This is a genomic window from Bacteroides sp. AF32-8BH (assembly GCF_003435205.1).
GTDB lineage: Bacteria > Bacteroidota > Bacteroidia > Bacteroidales > Bacteroidaceae > Bacteroides > Bacteroides ovatus.
This window is the reverse complement of record NZ_QVLZ01000047.1, coordinates 1-16,881: the sequence shown is the minus strand read 5'-3', so window position 1 is coordinate 16,881 and position 16,881 is coordinate 1. Positions and strand designations below refer to the sequence as shown.

Genomic DNA, 16,881 nt, shown 5'->3' with positions numbered 1-16,881 from the left:
CAAATCTCCTAAAGTATATCATAGAATCTCTGCAAGCTCGTTTTATGAGTGGTGCTTTTGCGCACCTTATCTAGTTGTTATAAAGGCATATTACCATGCTTCTTGGGCGGGTTTGTCTGCATCTTGTTTTCCGTCATTTCCAGTGCCTGAATCAGACGTTTGCGAGTCTGTCTCGGATAAATGATTTCGTCAATATATCCCAGCTCGGCAGCCTGATACGGAGTGGCAAACTTTTCTTTGTAGGCTTCCAGTTCCTTGGCCTTTGTTGCTTCGTCAGCTTTGCGGAACAGGATATTGATGGCGCCGTCCGCACCCATCACAGCAATTTCTGCACTTGGGTAAGCGAAGTTCACGTCAGCTCCGGTCTGCTTGGAGTTCATTACGATATAAGCACCACCGTAAGCTTTGCGGGTAATCACTGTCAGTTTGGGAACAGTGGCTTCTGCAAATGCATAAACTATTTTTGCACCGTGACGGATGATACCATTGTTTTCCTGTGTATATCCCGGAAGGAATCCCGGAACATCTTCGAATGTAATCAATGGAATATTGAAGCAATCGCAGAAACGGATAAAACGGCTTGCTTTGTCGCTGGCATCAATATCGAGAACACCGGCAAGATAAGCTGGCTGATTCGCTACGATACCTACCGAACGACCTGCCATACGGGCAAAGCCAATGATAATATTCTTAGCAAAGTTCGGCATCACTTCGAAGAAATAGCCGTTGTCTATAACACGTTCGATAATGTCTTTCATGTCATACGGTACGTTCGGGTCTACCGGAACGATTGTATCCAGAGAAGTATCTTCGCGGTTTGTTTCGTCAGTGCAAGGTTTTTTCTTAGCTTCATCCATATTATTCTGCGGTAAGAAAGAAAGCAGTTCACGGATGCTCATCAGCAATTCTTCTTCGGTATTGCACATAAAGTGAGTCACACCGCTCTTGCTACTATGTGTCATTGCGCCACCCAGCTCTTCTTTACTTACTTCCTCATGAATCACAGCTTTTACTACATCCGGACCAGTCACAAACATGTGACTTTTTTCTTTCACCATAAAGATGAAATCGGTCAGGGCAGGAGAGTAGCAGGCACCTCCGGCGCAAGGACCCAGGATTGCCGAAATCTGTGGAATCACACCGCTGGCCATTGTATTCTGATAGAAAATATCAGCATAACCGGAAAGGCTCTCGATCCCTTCCTGGATACGTGCACCGCCCGAATCATTCAAAGCGATAATCGGGGCACCGTTCTTCAATGCAAGTTGTTGTACTTTCACAATCTTTTTAGCATTGGAAGCTGACAGTGAGCCGCCATATACCGTAAAGTCATAAGCGTAAACAAACACCTGGCGACCGTCCACCTTTCCGTAACCGGATACGATACCATCTCCCGGAATTTTGTTCTTATCCATACCGTAGTTCGTACAACGGTGAACCATCAACTTATCCAGTTCAACGAAAGTACCCTTATCGAGTAACATCTCGATACGTTCGCGAGCAGTCATTTTACCGCTTTCATGTTGCTTCTCTATTTTATCAACGCCTCCACCAAGAGAAGCGATGCGGTCACGTTCCTCGAACGTGGCGTATGCTTTATTTATTTCTTCCATAATGCAATCCGTTCTTATTATTATGCAATCGGTTCTAATGTTATTAATGTCTGTTCGCCGGTTATGCTATCACCTTCTTGAACCAGAATTTCTTTAATGCGGCAATCCGAAGTCACTTTGTAGTTGCTCTGCATTTTCATTGCTTCGATAACGATGGCAGTATCTCCCGCTTTCATTTCCTGACCGACTACAACAGGTATTTTCACTACCTTGCCCGGCATCGGAGAAATGATGCAGTCGTTCTGTTCCTCTTCCCCTTTCTTGCGCATCCGTAGATATTTTGCCTGGCTGTCCACAATTTCTACATTGAAACTGCTATAATGCGTATTCACTTTATAGCTTTTCCCGTTATCACGGCGAATCAGCTGTGCATTCGAACTGCGTCCGTCCATCAAGATGTTGCAAGTGCCGTTTTCCGCCATCACTACATCTGCTTCAAACGGTTTTCCATCAATGGTAAGCACCACCTTGTTATCTTCCTTGCTGACCAACTCTACTTCGGCCACACGGTTTCCTATATGAATTTCCATAATTGAATTCTCTTTGTTAAAATTAGATTCTCAACACTCCCTTGTGCAGTCCGAACTCTTTCCATTTGCTGATAGGACGGTTGTCGGTAGCCATACCGCTGTTGTTCTCTTCGAGGTTCATCAAGTAGTCCATATAGGCGGCAATCAAAGCAATATTTTCGGAATGTTCGCTAGTGCGCATGATACGTTGTTGCAGATATTCGCCGTTCTTGGTGATGAATCCTGTATCATAGTGACCTTCCACGAAATCGGGAGTGTCCATGATGGCACGCAGATAGCTGATGTTGTTTTTCACACCGGTCAACTTATATTCGTGGAGTACGCGGCGCATCCGCTCGATAGCGTATTCGCGGTTGGTAGCCCATACAATCAGTTTACCGATCATCGGGTCGTAGTAGATTGGAATTTCATATCCCTCGTACACATAACTGTCGATACGTACACCGATACTGTTCGGCTCTGTAATCTGTTTGATGATACCCGGGCTCGGCATGAAATTCATTTCTGTATCTTCGGCACAAATACGACACTCAATAGCGTGTCCGCGTTGCTGGATATTTTCTTGTTTCAGTTGAAGCACCTGTCCGTCGGCAACTTTAATCTGCTCTTTCACCAAATCTACCCCAATCACTTCTTCCGTAATCGGATGCTCCACCTGTAAACGGGTGTTCATCTCAAGGAAATAATAGTTGCGGTGTTTGTCAACAAGAAATTCGATAGTACCCGCACCAATGTAGTTTACTGCTTTAGCCGCGGCTACCGCTTTTTCACCCATGTCTTTCCGCAGTTCGGGAGTGACGAAAACCGAAGGAGTCTCTTCTACGATTTTCTGGTTACGGCGTTGCACGGAACATTCGCGTTCGCACAGATGAATGACGTTTCCATGCTTGTCACCAAGAATCTGGAACTCGATATGATGAGGCTCTTCAACGAACTTCTCCAGATAAACCGTGTCATCGCCAAAGGAAGACAACGATTCGCTCTTGGCAGTGGTATAAGCTTCTTTCACTTCTTCGACACTGTGGATGAGGCGCATACCCTTTCCACCACCGCCCATAGAAGCTTTCAGCATCACCGGATATCCGATCTTATTGCAAAGCTCTATGGCTTCTTCCACACTTTTCAAATTGTCTTGTGTGCCGGGAACAACGGGTACTCCCGCCTCGATCATTTTGATACGGGCAGCAATTTTATCCCCCATGGCTTCCATTGTTTCCGGATTAGGTCCGATAAAGATGATTCCTTCTTCCTGACATCGACGGGCGAAGGTAGCATTCTCGGACAAGAAGCCGTAACCCGGATGGATGGCGTCCGCATGAGCTGCTTTCGCCACTTCGATGATTTTTTCTATATTCAGATAACTCTCTTTGGATGCTGCCGGCCCTACGCAATAAGCTTCGTCTGCATAAAGCACATGCTTCGCGGTCCGATCTGCTTCGGAGAAGATAGCGATACTCGTTATCTCCATCTCCCGGCAGGAGCGCATCACCCTTACGGCAATTTCACCGCGATTGGCTACTAAGATTTTTTTTATCATACTTTTTTCAATTAAGTACATACTTATTAATGTCTTCCCATCTAATGGACATACTCCACCCGACGAAAAACAGTATTTTTTTGATTTGGGGCTTAACAAGTGATGCTCTTTCTCCTAACCCACGAGGAGGGGAGCGTCTTACACAAAATGGCAGGTCTTCTGACTGACTCTTGTCTTATTTGCCTTCCCGATTAACATCAGTGGCGTTAAATTAGTTCAATTATAAGACATTGAACAGAGCTTCACAGCAGCGGGACTGTTCGGGACTTACACCCGATTCCCTATTAATCGTCATCCGTTGGATACGGATTCTGAACCATTTCGGGGGGCAAAGATAAATAAATATTAAATAAGATGTTCCTTTTTTGCACGAAAGTTTCATTTTTGTGCAATGCTTATCTTTAAATAAGGATTCTTTAATTAGTGTATAACCTTGCTACTTTTCTAAACTATATTTCTCCTGATATTGTTAGGTTGATAGTAATTAATTAAAAGGAGATATTCGTATGAAAGAAAAGAAAATAGCTCGTGAAGAAAGAAATCAGGAGAAACTGGCTAACGGTGATTGGGTAATGGCAGAGTTTTATGCAACGTGGTGTCCTCATTGCCAACGTATGAAACCGGTTGTTGAAGAATTTAAGAAACTGATGGAAGGAACATTGGAAGTGGTATTGGTAGACATCGATCAGGAACCAGCCCTTACAGATTTCTATACAGTTGAGTCGACTCCTACCTTTATTCTTTTTAGAAAAGGACAACAGCTCTGGAGACAATCCGGCGAATTACCTTTGGAAAGATTGGAAAGAGCAGTGAAAGGATTCAAATCCTGACGATTATTGCATAGTTTGTTACAATGATATGCGTAGCTGATTCTATGCTGGTATGTCTTTGTCTGGCATACTTCTAATATGCATAAAGAAAAGCAGGAAGTACCTCACCGGAGAATACTTTCTGCTTTTCTTTATTTTTATTGCTTTCTGTTGAGTCGTAACTCATACAGGCAAGCCTGTACCTCTTCAAGGCTGCCGGTATGTTTTCCTTCATCATCAGACAGTTTGATACATTCCCTCCATTCCTGATTGACATTCATCTTACATTGTGTCAGTTTCATCACGATGTTCGAAGGTTCGAACCCGGTATCGTTGGTGAGATTGGTACCGATCCCGAAAGAGCAGCGGATTTTGTTTTTGCAGTATTCTTGAATATCCAATGCTTTTGTAAAGTCTAGGGCATTGCTGAATACGATGGTTTTGGTTGTCGCGTCGATTCCCAACTCTTTGTAGCGGGCAACCAGCTTATCGATAAACTCAAATTCATTGCCGGAATCACACCGCACTCCATCGAAAAGTTTGGCTTGTTTACGGCTAAGGTTGCTAAGGAAGATGCCGGAAGTATATGTATCGGAAAGTGCGATACCTAAATCACCGTCATAAACATTCACCCAGTTTTCGAGTGCCATATAGTTGGCATGTTTATATCCGAACTGTGCTCCATGAAACATAAACCATTCATGTGGATGAGTTCCCATCATTTTCATTCCATATTTCATTGCAAAGTTACAGTTGGAAGTTCCGGTGCAATATTGCGCTGTTTCGTTCAGCTTCTTGATAACCGTTTCCTGCACATCAATGGAGAATCTTCTCCGTGTGCCGAACTCTGAAAAGCGAAGCTGATGTTGATTCGACAATTCTATTTTCTCCGACAGCTTGCAAAGAATCTCGTTCATGTCTGCTACATTGCCAAAGAAACGGTTTTTGATTTCGGAGACAATAGCGAGCAAAGGCACTTCGTATAAAGTCACTTTATAAAGCAAGTCAGTCACTTCGATGTGGAGATGACAAGCTTCATCCAGATGAATATCAATCTTATTCGGATCGAAACGAAAAGAAGACAACCACTCCCAGTAGACTCTCGGAAGGAATCTGCAGTTTTTCGTCATATATTCCAGCTCCTCTTCCGTAAACCTCAACTGACTAAGATTCTTGATCTCTGCCTTGAGTGCCTTCAGGAAATCTTCGGTATATTGAGTTTCATTCCGGTCGTTGAAACTAAACGTGCCCATTGCATAGGGAAACAGTTTGATATAAGCATACGATGTGGTAAACTTATAAAGATCGGTATCTAGTAATGTCTTAACAATCATTTCGTTCGCTCTTTATATTTTATAACGTCGTAAAGTTAGTATTTGTTGAATAATATAACGACTTAATCATTAATAATTATGCCTTTTTTTATTCGAGGGGAATAAAGCCAGGATCTGAATATATATTCTGTTTGCAATGGCAAATTCCTTATCTCTTATTATAGTTACCTCAATAAGTCAAGCCGATTTTCAACGTAATGGAATGGTGTGACAATTCTTCCTTAAACGTCGTATGGAAATACGGATCTTCCTGTTTCTTTGTCCGTTCCAGTTTCTGGAGTTCATAACCTGCCATCAAATTCAGTTTAAATTTCCGGTTGACCTTAAATTGTGCACCGATGGAAGGAGAGAGGTAAAAGCCTCCGTTTGCTTCTCTGTCTGTGGCAAAAGACCCACCGATATGACATTCCAGATAAGGAGTCAGTCTCCTGGGCTTCGTTATATAAAATTGCGCACTGGCATAAAGCGGAATGAGCAACTTCTCATAAACAGAAAGTCCGCTACCCGCACCGATGGCAAACCGTTGACTGATGTGGTAGTGACTGACGATTTGCCAGTTGAAAGGCGTGTAAGAAGGCTGATTCATAGAAAAACCTGTCCCGATATATGTAGTGTAAGAGAGACGTCTGCTGTTTGTTTGTCCGTCGGCACATACAGTGATGAAAGATAGCAGCGCAAAGATGAATATAAATTTCCTCATAATGATGCAAGGATAGAGTCTGATAATATTATGGTTAGCTACTGCTATTGCACATACACGGTTATACTTTTAACGATATGCAATGCAGTTGTGAGTGAAGAAGTATCTTTGGTAAGATCTCCATTACTTCCATCCGGGCTACTGTGTCCGATCAGTTTGGCTGTAAATTCTTTCTTGCCGGAAGTCAAATCCACTTCTGCTGCGTAGACAAGGGCAGGCTGTCCGCTCCCTTCTTTTCCACCGGAGTAATTGGCGTCTCCTTCTTTGGCCGATTTCGGATATGCATCATTGAAATCTGTAGAATGATTGATTTCAATTTTGACTATAAACTTCTTCAACTTCCCGGTTGGCGACATCTTCACATTAAAACTACCTTTCGGAGTAGCTCCGCTGATACCGTCCGTCAACGGTTCCTTTTTGCTAGGGAGATATAACCCGTCTTCATATTGGATTCCCCGTTGATAACACCAATGCGGCAGCGCTTCCTTTCGGCGGTTACCGCCGGAGGCTTGCCAGGATTGAGTGGCTATTTTGTGTGTCACATACACGGTGGACAGATAATTCCCTTCCATGTCTTCAGTCCAGATTGCAATCTGGGGCGGATTTTTGATGTTGATGCCTAGAAACAAAGGAAAATTATGCAACCACTCTTCCCCTTTTTCAATAGATATTTTAAGATCGTTACTGTCGTATTCTACTAAATCCCGGTTGCATCCACTATTTATCAATAGAGAAAGAAACCATATTCCTATTATTGTCATTTTATTCATTTGATTAGAGTTGTTTTTGTAACCAGAGGTCTACTAATAGATTGATGCCTTCTTCCAATTCCTCCCAGCCGCTTTCCTGCTGAATCTTGAGGCCGTTGTAGACCGGGCAGTTTTCTTCGAGCAATGCCAGATAACTGATGGCTGCGGTGATGATGGAAGCCATAGCAGCAATCTCTTTTTTCGGATGTTTTGATAGTTTGCTGACTGCCTCTACCAGCCAGATTCCTTTCTCTTCCCGTTTGTTGCGCAACTCTTTCACAAACTTATTGTCCGTTGTCAGTTCCCAGCGATACAGGCGTTTCAATGTATAATTCTCCCGTAACCGCATGATTTGTCTTTTGAATATCTGCTTGATAAATGCGGCTAAATGAGCCTGATCCGGTAACTCTTCATCGAAATTAATCCAATAGTCGTTCTGCTGAATGTAGGCTGCTATCAGTCCATCCAGCGAATTGAAATAACGGTAGATAAGCATTTTTGAAACTTTGGCCTTGGCTGCTACCGCATTGATCCCCAACCCCTCGAAACCGCTTTCTTCAATGATGTCGTTGACGGCTGTAATCAGGGTCATTTCCGTAGCCTGTCTGTTTTTAGTAATCTCTTTTTCCATACTTTGATACTTTTGTTACTGACTGGTCACAAAGATATGTTTCCTATCGGTAACATCAAGGAAAAAGAGATTATTTTTTGTAATGGTTGCCGGTTAATAACCTATCATCTTTACCGATAATACGTTATCCGGTCGTTTTATGATAACGCCACTGTCGGATTATGAACGGTCAGTCCGCCATCCACCACAATCGTTTGTCCAGTGATGTATCTGGCATCGTTCGAAGCCAGAAAAGCGATGGTAGCTGCAACATCCTCCGGTTCTCCCAGATAAGGAGTGGCACATTGACCGAGGAAGATATTACGTACATCCTCATTCAGGTTGTCCAATGCAGCGGGAGTAAGTACCAGTCCCGGAGCTACGGCGTTGCAACGGATGTTTTTCTTTCCCATTTGAGTAGCGATATATTTCGTCAGGTTGATGACACCCGCTTTGCTGGCGCCGTATAAAGTACCGTTGGCATCAGCCGTAAGTCCGCTTATGGAAGCTACGTTGACAATGTTCCCACCACCATTGGCAGTCATGATAGGAATGACCTGTTGGGAAAGATACATCGTGCAGCAGAGATTCAGATGGAATGCTTCGTCAAAGTAGTTGATGTCCAGCTTTTCGATGCTAAGGTCACGTTTGGGATCAGTTCCTCCTACATTATTAATCAGTACGTCTATTCTTTGATATTCATTCATGGAAAAATCAATCAACTCTTTGCAACTCTGGAGTTCGGTGGCGGAGAAATAGACATGACGCACGTCAGCCCCTGCGTGCGTGAGTTCGTTGGCAAGCTGCTCCGCTCTTTTCTCGGAATGGTCAGCGATGACTACTTTGCCTCCTTCGGAGACAATGCGGCGTGTGGTTGCTTCGCCGATACCACCGGCGGCACCGGTGATGACAACTACTTTATTTTCGAATCTGTTCATATAATGGGAATTTGATGGTTACCTTTTATTAGAAACAGCTGGCAGAGGAATTTGTTAGCCCTCATAAACTCTCTTTAATAAGATAAGGTGTTCGATTCGAAAACTTTTGCATCTTTTCCAGTTTTACGCTCTGATTATTTAAGAAAACTGTTAAATGTTAATGCCTGCCCACTCATTTGTTAATACGGCTCTGATTCTATTAAACCATGTTATAAGATACGCTGCTTTGGCCTCAAAATTTGGAGAAAACCGAAAAGTCCGTATCTTTGTACTGTGTTTTTCATAGTATTAGATTTAAGGTTAACAAAAGATTGGCTGTCTGGGATAGATAGCCTTTTTTTATGCCTGTAAGTCAACTGCAGACCGAAGAGATTAAAACAACGAATATTGGTTATCCCGCAGGCTTTTCATCTCCCGTTCCTTTACGATATCATCTTCGGATAAATGGCCGATGAGTAGCGGTGAGTTTTTATCATGTTTTCTCCTATTATATACTGCCGTGTTATAATTGCCTTTGATGGCATAACAATAAATACATCCGTTCAGGCAACTTTCATAAGTTCCGATATCAATGCTTTCAATGCAGTTGCAGATGTTACGCTGGTTTTTATCCTTTTGGGCGAGGATAGGATAACCGATGATCTTTTCTATCAGATCCTTATCAATACACAGGCCGCTCGGAATACCTAAATGTCTTAAATCCACTTTTACAGTACAAGTATCCAGCTGTATGTCAGGATAAACGTCGATTGTTTTTTTAAAGGAGACAGCCATTTCTTCTATTTCCTCTTGAGTCAGCGGATGGATGTTGAATAACCGTACAGAGTTCCGGATATGCTGGTAATGATCTATGAATCCCAGCATACATTTGGCAGTGTGGTCTTTGAGTTCGTCGGCAATCCGGGCAAATGCTTCCTGGTGGAAAGAAACATTGTATTCCTCGTTCGTCAGTATCGGATCATATCTCCAGATCACCCTTTCCCTGCCGATTTTATCAGCCAGCTTTTTAAAGGTATCCATTCGTTTATCGATGGAGGGCAAATGATTTTCCAGCTTTTCTCCGTAGGGGTTAAGTGTAAATTGGAAGTAATAGTTGTAATCCTGCAATTTCTCCAGTTGGTTGAGCATAGGTGCCGGGTTCTTGGTCCAGAAAACAAAGCAATCTACTACAGCAGGAGATAGAGAGATCTTGCTAATCATTTTCGGATGATATGGATTGGGCACTAATACATATCCTTCTTTAATCCGGTTGAAAAACCACTGGGAATAGAATGCCGGAATATCTGTCCGGCGGCTGGCACTGATTATCATAGTTCAAAGTTACAAAAAAAAAGACGATGTTGTTTCAATGATTCCCTCTTTTTTGTATTCTTACTTACCCAAGAAGTAACTAGTGTGAATGAATATGTTAAATGTTAACGTGTGAAGTCTGAAATGTTAATGCGCTTTCCAGAGTATTAAACCCTGTTATAATATGGGCTGTTTAGGCTCTAGAATTTGCTATTTACCTGAAATATGGTACCTTTGTACAGTGTTTTTTTCATAAGTATTAGATTTAAGGTTAACAAAAGATTGGTTGCTCGTGATGAGTAGCCATTTTTTGTTTTTATACACTATGATTGTTTATTCCTTAATCATAGTCAACAGCATCTTAAATCTCTCCACTGCTGTAAGGGCATGCGGCGCATTCGCCGGAAATACGATACTTTCTCCTGCTTTTACGGTGAACAGAGTTCCGTTTACAGTAATATTCACTACCCCTTCCAATACCTGCACGAGCGCATCAAACGGGGCACGATGTTCGCTTAACCCTTCTCCTTTATCAAAAGAAAATAAAGTGATATTTCCTGCCGGACTTTTGATTAACTGTTTGCTGATAACGCCTCCTTCAGTATATTCAATGAGAGAAGCCAAATGGAGCACAACTCCTTTTTGAAATGATTGTTCCATATTTGTTTTATTTTTAAGTTAATATCATATAGAGAACACTTTTCGAATATGCATTGTTTGTCTATAACAAAAAACGATTTTTATTGTTATAGTACGAAAGACTCAATAAACTAACCATTATTATGAAGAAGAATATCTTATTGTTTGGAGCACTGATAGGTGCTTTCTTATTGGTTTCCTGTTCGGGAGGAAACAAGAAACAGGCTGCGTCCTCCGTCACTCCGGAGGAATTGGATAATGCCAGTAAAGTGATAAACTATTATCATACATCGCTCATCGTGTTGAGGCATGTAGCTAATGCAAAAGACGTAAATGCGGTCTTGGGATATATGGAACAGACAGGAAAAGTTCCTGAAGTATCTCCGATAGCACCGCCTGAAGTATCTGCCAGAGACACTGCGGAATTGATGGATCCGGGAGATTACTTTAATATACAAGTCCGTCAGAATCTGAAGCAGAGTTATAGAGGACTTTTCAGTGCACGGGCGCAATTCTATGATAATTTTAATAAGTTTCTCTCTTACAAGCAGGCCAAAGAGACAGCCAAGGCTGGCAAGCTCTTGGATGAAAACTATCGGCTAAGTGTAGAAATGTCCGAATATAAACAAGTGATTTTTGATATTCTAAGCCCTCTCACGGAACAGGCTGAAAAAGAACTTCTTGCCGACGAACCGTTGAAAGATCAAATCATGGCTATGCGTAAGATGTCCGGCACTGTGCAAAGCATAATGAATCTTTATTCCCGCAAACATGTACTGGAGGGTGCTCGCATTGATGTGAAGATGGCAGAATTGAAGAAAGAACTCGAAGCTGCAAAGAAACTTCCTGCTGTCACAGGCTATGATGAAGAGCAAAAGAATTATTATAGCTTCCTGTCTTCTGTGGAATCGTTTATGAAAGATATGCAGAAAGCAAGAGATAAAGGCGCATATTCCGATGCAGATTACAATGCGATGTCGGAAGCCTACGAATATGGACTTTCCGTTATCTAAAGAATTCTTCCTCTGTTTGAATGAGTTGCAATCATGTTTCTTCAAGCAGGGGATGCTTTTTTAATTAAGTAAAGAAGTCCTTTTTTTACTATCCCCTTTTAAACAGGAGTTTTACTTTTGCATTTGGATTAAGAAATAATATCTTTGTTATATGCAATCATTTCAACTGATAAAACCCTGTTTTGCACTGGCTCCCTATATACGGCATTACTGGATATTGCAAGACGACTCAATAGCTCCTGTCTCCGAACGGACTCTGCCTATTGGCTGCATGCAACTGGTATTCCATAAAGGGAAACAACTTCTTTTGTTGGGCGAGTCGGAGCTGCAACCCCAATCCTTTATTTCCGGACAATCGGTCGGTTTCTCGGATGTGATGTCTACAGGCAGGATAGAGATGATTACTGTTGTTTTTCAACCTTATGCGGTAAAAGCATTGTTTCATATACCCAGTCATTTGTTCCATGGGCAGACTGTAGATACCGATGCGATGGAAGATGTAGAACTGTCGGATTTAGTGAAACAGGTCACGGATACTTCTGATAATGCAGTTTGTATTCGGTTGATAGAGCAGTTTTTTCTTCGTCGTTTATACACTCTTCCCGAGTATAATCTCAAGCGGATGTCTGCTGTCTTTCATGAAATAAACCTCCGGCCGCAAATCAATATTTCTCATTTGTCGGAAACAGCCTGTTTGAGCAGTAAGCAGTTTGGGCGTATCTTCGCCGATTATGTCGGCACTACTCCCAAGGAATTTATTCGTATTATCCGTATGCAACGGGCGTTATCCATGCTGCAACAGGATGCTACGATTCCTTTTGTACAAGTGGCTTATGAATGTGGCTTTTCCGATCAGTCTCACATGATAAAGGAATTCAAACTCTTTTCCGGTTATACCCCTGCGGAGTATCTTTCTGTATGCGCCCCTTATTCCGATTATTTCTCTGAACTCTAAAGATGTCTCTTTTTTTCTATCGGGCTTCCTCGTGTTACCCTACTTTTGCAATGTCTTTGCAAAGGCTTAGTAGTAACCATAAAAAAGAAACGAGATGAAAAAATTAATTGCATTTTTTGAGATTCCTGCTACCGATTTCCGTCGGGCTGTCGATTTTTACGAAACTGTGTTGGGTGTGCAACTTCCGACTTTTGAATGTGAAACAGAGAAAATGGCTTGTTTCACGGAAGAAGGTGAAACCGTCGGTGCTATTTCTTATGCTTCAAATTTCGACTTTCTTCCTTCAACGCATGGCGTACTTATCCATTTCAACTGTGAGGATATTGAACAAACGTTGGAAAAAGTACTTCTGAAAGGAGGGAAAGTTGTCATTCCCAAAACAAAGATTGAGGCAGACGATAAAGGATGGTTTGCCGTATTCACGGATAGTGAAGGAAACAGGATTGGCGTCTATGCTGAAAAATAACAGGTAGGGAAGAGGGAACAGCCTGTCTGGAAGTGACTGCTGTTCCTTCGTCCCCTTATCCGGATTATTCTACCGGAATATAGATCTCCGTCAACAACTCTTCGGGGGGAGTGTCACATGGATTGTTCAGATAGCGTTCAGCACTGGCTTCATCACGTATCGTACATTCCATTTCGGGCAGATACTTTCCGTAAATCGTATCGTACACAGCTTGCAGATTGTCATACGGGCCTTTATAAAGGAAAATAGCATAACGTCCGGCTGGGATAACCTTGAATCCCACATCACTTTTGGGGCCAACCTTTACAGGCATTACCATGCATACGTCTGTACGCAGTTTCTCGGCTGGCGTCACTTTCGGATCATCGTGGTAGATGCAAAGCGGGCTGAAATCTCCCATCGGCAGTTTTTGTTCTTTGATGAATTGGAATAAACGGCCCCAAGTGCCACCGTAATCATTCAGTTTGTAGTCGCCTGTAAGGCGGATATAAATCACATTCCGTTCGGAGACATTTCTGATCTCTTTTTTTAGTTCCAGGTCTGGCCTGATAATCGCTGGTTTCATAATTACAAAGTTTTTATTGTTTCTATATTCTAAAGGTGAAATGCCATAAAATTGCTTGAACACTTTCGATAATGAAGAAGGGGATGCGTAACCAATCCGGTAGGCGATGTCAGCAATCGGAATATCCGAGTAGCGGAGTAGGCGTGCGGCAGTTTCTGTCCGCGTCCGGACAATAAACGTACCAATCGGTTCACCGAGAAAAGCTTTCATGATCCGGTGAAAGTAAAAAGGAGAAAAGTTTGAAATTCTGGCCAGAGATTTTAAATCAATATCTTCTCCTAAATGTTGGATGATGTATTCCACTACAACATTTACGCACTTTTGATATTCCTCTTTCGTTGTTTTTTTCTGTTGCATAACTAATTTTGGTATTTCACTTCGCAAAGGTATTGGTAAAAAAGCGAAATGACTTGTCCGATATTGCGGAAATGTCAACTTTCTATTTTCTTTCTATGGTTGCCCTATACCTGTTTTGAGAATTTATTTTGATATATAATGTACCTTACAGTGGTGTTATGGTGTGAACCATGACCAAATTTTTAACCGTTAATTGCGAAATTGATTTTCTTGTTTTAAATAATGTCAAAAACTAAAATAAAAAAGCCGGTTTTGTTATAAACTATTATTAAAATGATTATATTGTAACCGAATTATTAATAAAAATAGCCATGGATAAAACAATTGTAGGGAACAATGCCGGAAAGGTCTGGTATGCCCTGAAAGAAATTGGTGAAATTTCAATACCTGAATTGGCGAGAAGATTAAACCTAAGCGTAGAAAGTACAGCATTGGCCGCCGGTTGGTTGGCACGAGAGAACAAAATTTGTATCCAACGGAAAAATGGATTAATTGCTTTATCTGATGAAAGCGCTTTTCCCTTCAGCTTTGGATAATAGCAGGTTTTGTGAGTGAATATCTTTGAAGTTCCGTTAACTTATAAGTAAGAATATGTCCGTATAAGGTATCACAAGTTAAGTTTGAACTTAAGAAGTTTTATATTTAAAAGAGTTGCTCAATAATAGGGCAACTCTTTTAACGTATAATAAACGTATAAAAATGTCGAATCGTGTCCGGATGTAGATAAAATTTATATACTTGTATTCCACAATAATAATTGCCTGTTTTTTCTCTGGCAATTCTATTCCGGAGAATATCTTTAGAATCCTACCCGTTTTCTTCCCTGGGAGAAATCCATTCCTTCGTAATTATAGATTTCAGCCAGTGTCATGGGGTGTGTCTGTTCGGGAATATCCAGGCTTTCTTCCTTGATTAGTTGATTAACCTTATCAGTAGTCAGGTCTTTAAACTCGTATCGGGCAGCCAGACGTCCTTTTCTAAGCAATGCTTCGTCGATATCTTTTAATGGAGCATTAAAGGTGCAGATAAATTTGATACACAATTCATCGCTCAATAGCCCGTCGCTAATATTCAGTATGTTGACTAAGCCGGCATTCATACGGTTGCCTCCGTTGCGGCTTGACAATAGTTCTTCGCAATCCTCTACGATGAAGATAGAATTCTTTTGTTGGCGGATGAAAGTGATAAAGCTCGGATCCGAAAGTTTATCTACCAGGTCTCCACTCATATAGATCATTCTCTTTTTTCCAAGATTGATAAGGTGGCGGATATAAGTCGTTTTTCCTGTACCCTGTTTTCCATGCAAAATGATTAATCCGCTTTTGTTGTCCTCCAGCAGAAAGTTTTCGATCTCGGCAGCTACGGGAACAAAATCATCGTTATAGTGACGATCAATCTGAATAGCAGGTTCATTAACTTGCGATTGTTTCAGGCTGAAGTAGTTATGAGAGTATGTTACTATAAATAGATTGTTAAGTTTCTCATTTTCCTTCTTGTGGTTTTCGCAAATCTGATTGATCTGATTGATTTCCTCCTTGTCGATATTGGAATAGACAATCTTTACGCAATTATCAAAATAGCCGATCATCAAATTCTTTTTGCAGATAACGATACAGTCGTATAACTCTTTTGTAGATGTATTATCTTCTTCTTCCTCCTCTTCTTCTTTTTCATTTTCAAAATGATTGCAGTACACATGCTCGAATATATCGAACGCGTCATCTTGCTGATAAAGTTCCTTGATTTCTTTCAGAAAATCCTGGTTTACTTTATATTTTACCATTTTCATGGAAGGGAATCGTTTGAATATCTGATAGAATAGACTACAAATGCTACTGTCGCTGAACCATCCTGTGGAGTAATCAAAAATATCTGTGAAATCTGCGAGTGTGTATTCTTTACTCATTTTTTCTTTTTATATAAATAGAATGGCAAAGGTACGAAATAAATCTATGATATGAACTGAACCGATTTATCATTTTCTCGAAAAACATAGGCGTGGATAGTTTCCTGTATTTATATCAAAGCTCCTGCAAATGATTTTTCATTTTCATTTCTCATGTTCTCATAATATATGTGATAACAATCTTCAAATCAGTTATATAACACTATGAGAAATAAAAGAAGAAAGGGTATTTCTCATAGTGTTACCAGCATTTTGTCCACAAAACAAAGTATTTCTCATAGCTTTTCAAGGCATTTCTCATAATCTTTCGTAGGGCAAAGAGGCTAATTAATTGTAATAGATTCAATGCTACATATTCAGTTATGTATTGATTAATAATATATTATAAAGCGTTTATGAAAGTGTATGGAGTAGATATTCTCATGTTTTCCTACCGGTATCTGAATCGTTCCACTAGAGTGGAAAGGTCTGTTCACTAGAGTAGATAGAACCGTTCACTCCAGTGCAACGATCTGTTCACTAGAGTGCAACGATACGAATAGTGGTAGGAAGAAATAACAATGATTAGGGAAAAACATAAAGGTATAAGGTGAATAACATACAGGAAAGTAGTAAATAGCAAGAAGTTGCTTAATAAAACCGAAGAAGGAAAGGAGTAATCGTAAATCCGGCAAAAGTCCGGAAAAACTACAATTATACTGTATGAGAAATGAGTAAAATGTATAGACGGAGTATGAGAATAAGATGAGAAATAGTTTAAACCCTATGAGAAATGCTCGATTTTACGGACTAAATCATGGCAATACTATGAGAAATGCCCTTTTGTGTTTTATTTCTCATAGTATTATCTATTTGATTCACAGATGATTA

General features: G+C 41.0%; 17 protein-coding genes and 1 riboswitch. Of the genes, 5 read left to right on the top strand and 12 right to left on the bottom strand.

The features are described 5' to 3' along the window. Positions 1 to 77: 77 nt before the first annotated feature. Genes DWZ47_RS24870 through accC form a run of 3 tightly spaced genes read right to left on the bottom strand, consistent with a single transcriptional unit; the run spans position 78 to position 3,680 of the window. Entirely contained in the window at positions 78 to 1,613 is a 1,536-nt protein-coding gene (locus DWZ47_RS24870; RefSeq protein WP_004308982.1) for an acyl-CoA carboxylase subunit beta, read from the bottom strand. 20 nt (positions 1,614 to 1,633) lie between these two features. Next, positions 1,634 to 2,143 carry an acetyl-CoA carboxylase biotin carboxyl carrier protein subunit gene (locus DWZ47_RS24865; RefSeq protein WP_004306894.1) on the bottom strand — a complete coding sequence of 170 codons (510 nt, stop codon included), beginning with the start codon at positions 2,141 to 2,143 and terminating at the stop codon, positions 1,634 to 1,636. A 22-nt stretch (positions 2,144 to 2,165) separates the two neighbouring features. Beyond that, the gene (gene accC / locus DWZ47_RS24860) at positions 2,166 to 3,680 is read right to left on the bottom strand and encodes an acetyl-CoA carboxylase biotin carboxylase subunit (protein WP_074559085.1); all 1,515 of its coding nucleotides are present in this window, start codon (positions 3,678 to 3,680) and stop codon (positions 2,166 to 2,168) included. 131 nt (positions 3,681 to 3,811) lie between these two features. Beyond that, positions 3,812 to 4,016: riboswitch (cobalamin riboswitch) on the bottom strand. Positions 4,017 to 4,186: 170 nt separating this feature from the next. On the opposite strand from accC, the gene DWZ47_RS24855 reads away from it, so the two are divergent. Continuing rightward, positions 4,187 to 4,510 carry a thioredoxin family protein gene (locus DWZ47_RS24855; protein WP_004296832.1) on the top strand — a complete coding sequence of 108 codons (324 nt, stop codon included), beginning with the start codon at positions 4,187 to 4,189 and terminating at the stop codon, positions 4,508 to 4,510. A 137-nt stretch (positions 4,511 to 4,647) separates the two neighbouring features. Here the strand turns inward: DWZ47_RS24855 and pncB are convergent, their stop codons facing one another. The 7 genes from pncB to DWZ47_RS24820 all read right to left on the bottom strand — a co-directional run bounded on the left by pncB (position 4,648) and on the right by DWZ47_RS24820 (position 10,770). Then, positions 4,648 to 5,823, bottom strand: coding sequence for a nicotinate phosphoribosyltransferase (pncB, locus tag DWZ47_RS24850; RefSeq protein ID WP_008650402.1), 1,176 nt, complete (start codon positions 5,821 to 5,823; stop codon positions 4,648 to 4,650). Between the two features lie 169 nt (positions 5,824 to 5,992). Continuing rightward, a complete protein-coding gene (locus DWZ47_RS24845; RefSeq protein WP_117515031.1) occupies positions 5,993 to 6,523 on the bottom strand; it encodes a hypothetical protein in 531 nt (176 codons plus the stop codon). A 44-nt stretch (positions 6,524 to 6,567) separates the two neighbouring features. Then, positions 6,568 to 7,293 carry a hypothetical protein gene (locus DWZ47_RS24840; RefSeq protein WP_117515029.1) on the bottom strand — a complete coding sequence of 242 codons (726 nt, stop codon included), beginning with the start codon at positions 7,291 to 7,293 and terminating at the stop codon, positions 6,568 to 6,570. Positions 7,294 to 7,297: 4 nt separating this feature from the next. Continuing rightward, positions 7,298 to 7,903, bottom strand: a complete 606-nt coding sequence (locus DWZ47_RS24835; protein ID WP_008776365.1) for a TetR/AcrR family transcriptional regulator — start codon at positions 7,901 to 7,903, stop codon at positions 7,298 to 7,300. Positions 7,904 to 8,040: 137 nt separating this feature from the next. Next, positions 8,041 to 8,820, bottom strand: coding sequence for an SDR family NAD(P)-dependent oxidoreductase (locus DWZ47_RS24830; RefSeq protein ID WP_004296838.1), 780 nt, complete (start codon positions 8,818 to 8,820; stop codon positions 8,041 to 8,043). 372 nt (positions 8,821 to 9,192) lie between these two features. Beyond that, positions 9,193 to 10,131 carry a DUF1848 domain-containing protein gene (locus DWZ47_RS24825; protein WP_004306900.1) on the bottom strand — a complete coding sequence of 313 codons (939 nt, stop codon included), beginning with the start codon at positions 10,129 to 10,131 and terminating at the stop codon, positions 9,193 to 9,195. 312 nt (positions 10,132 to 10,443) lie between these two features. Next, a complete protein-coding gene (locus DWZ47_RS24820; protein ID WP_004296840.1) occupies positions 10,444 to 10,770 on the bottom strand; it encodes a cupin domain-containing protein in 327 nt (108 codons plus the stop codon). 122 nt (positions 10,771 to 10,892) lie between these two features. On the opposite strand from DWZ47_RS24820, the gene DWZ47_RS24815 reads away from it, so the two are divergent. The 3 genes from DWZ47_RS24815 to DWZ47_RS24805 all read left to right on the top strand — a co-directional run bounded on the left by DWZ47_RS24815 (position 10,893) and on the right by DWZ47_RS24805 (position 13,183). Continuing rightward, positions 10,893 to 11,762, top strand: coding sequence for a DUF6845 domain-containing protein (locus DWZ47_RS24815; RefSeq protein ID WP_004296841.1), 870 nt, complete (start codon positions 10,893 to 10,895; stop codon positions 11,760 to 11,762). Between the two features lie 151 nt (positions 11,763 to 11,913). Further along, positions 11,914 to 12,717 (top strand): helix-turn-helix domain-containing protein, encoded by an 804-nt coding sequence (locus tag DWZ47_RS24810; protein WP_008776366.1) that lies wholly within the window; start codon positions 11,914 to 11,916, stop codon positions 12,715 to 12,717. Positions 12,718 to 12,811: 94 nt separating this feature from the next. Continuing rightward, complete coding sequence (locus DWZ47_RS24805; protein ID WP_004296844.1) at positions 12,812 to 13,183, top strand: VOC family protein; 372 nt, start codon at positions 12,812 to 12,814, stop codon at positions 13,181 to 13,183. A gap of 64 nt (positions 13,184 to 13,247) precedes the next feature. Here the strand turns inward: DWZ47_RS24805 and DWZ47_RS24800 are convergent, their stop codons facing one another. Then, entirely contained in the window at positions 13,248 to 14,105 is an 858-nt protein-coding gene (locus tag DWZ47_RS24800; protein WP_117515027.1) for a GyrI-like domain-containing protein, read from the bottom strand. A 311-nt stretch (positions 14,106 to 14,416) separates the two neighbouring features. On the opposite strand from DWZ47_RS24800, the gene DWZ47_RS24795 reads away from it, so the two are divergent. Then, entirely contained in the window at positions 14,417 to 14,641 is a 225-nt protein-coding gene (locus DWZ47_RS24795; RefSeq protein ID WP_004296847.1) for a winged helix-turn-helix domain-containing protein, read from the top strand. Between the two features lie 263 nt (positions 14,642 to 14,904). Here the strand turns inward: DWZ47_RS24795 and DWZ47_RS24790 are convergent, their stop codons facing one another. Then, a complete protein-coding gene (locus DWZ47_RS24790; RefSeq protein WP_004306902.1) occupies positions 14,905 to 16,011 on the bottom strand; it encodes an AAA family ATPase in 1,107 nt (368 codons plus the stop codon). Positions 16,012 to 16,881 lie beyond the last annotated feature (870 nt).

Coding starts and splice junctions, on each gene's coding strand:
- DWZ47_RS24870 (WP_004308982.1), bottom strand. CDS start 1,613: ATGGAAGAAATAAATAAAGCATACGCCACGTTCGAGGAACGTGACCGC.
- DWZ47_RS24865 (WP_004306894.1), bottom strand. CDS start 2,143: ATGGAAATTCATATAGGAAACCGTGTGGCCGAAGTAGAGTTGGTCAGC.
- accC (WP_074559085.1), bottom strand. CDS start 3,680: ATGATAAAAAAAATCTTAGTAGCCAATCGCGGTGAAATTGCCGTAAGG.
- DWZ47_RS24855 (WP_004296832.1), top strand. CDS start 4,187: ATGAAAGAAAAGAAAATAGCTCGTGAAGAAAGAAATCAGGAGAAACTG.
- pncB (WP_008650402.1), bottom strand. CDS start 5,823: ATGATTGTTAAGACATTACTAGATACCGATCTTTATAAGTTTACCACA.
- DWZ47_RS24845 (WP_117515031.1), bottom strand. CDS start 6,523: ATGAGGAAATTTATATTCATCTTTGCGCTGCTATCTTTCATCACTGTA.
- DWZ47_RS24840 (WP_117515029.1), bottom strand. CDS start 7,293: ATGAATAAAATGACAATAATAGGAATATGGTTTCTTTCTCTATTGATA.
- DWZ47_RS24835 (WP_008776365.1), bottom strand. CDS start 7,903: ATGGAAAAAGAGATTACTAAAAACAGACAGGCTACGGAAATGACCCTG.
- DWZ47_RS24830 (WP_004296838.1), bottom strand. CDS start 8,820: ATGAACAGATTCGAAAATAAAGTAGTTGTCATCACCGGTGCCGCCGGT.
- DWZ47_RS24825 (WP_004306900.1), bottom strand. CDS start 10,131: ATGATAATCAGTGCCAGCCGCCGGACAGATATTCCGGCATTCTATTCC.
- DWZ47_RS24820 (WP_004296840.1), bottom strand. CDS start 10,770: ATGGAACAATCATTTCAAAAAGGAGTTGTGCTCCATTTGGCTTCTCTC.
- DWZ47_RS24815 (WP_004296841.1), top strand. CDS start 10,893: ATGAAGAAGAATATCTTATTGTTTGGAGCACTGATAGGTGCTTTCTTA.
- DWZ47_RS24810 (WP_008776366.1), top strand. CDS start 11,914: ATGCAATCATTTCAACTGATAAAACCCTGTTTTGCACTGGCTCCCTAT.
- DWZ47_RS24805 (WP_004296844.1), top strand. CDS start 12,812: ATGAAAAAATTAATTGCATTTTTTGAGATTCCTGCTACCGATTTCCGT.
- DWZ47_RS24800 (WP_117515027.1), bottom strand. CDS start 14,105: ATGCAACAGAAAAAAACAACGAAAGAGGAATATCAAAAGTGCGTAAAT.
- DWZ47_RS24795 (WP_004296847.1), top strand. CDS start 14,417: ATGGATAAAACAATTGTAGGGAACAATGCCGGAAAGGTCTGGTATGCC.
- DWZ47_RS24790 (WP_004306902.1), bottom strand. CDS start 16,011: ATGAGTAAAGAATACACACTCGCAGATTTCACAGATATTTTTGATTAC.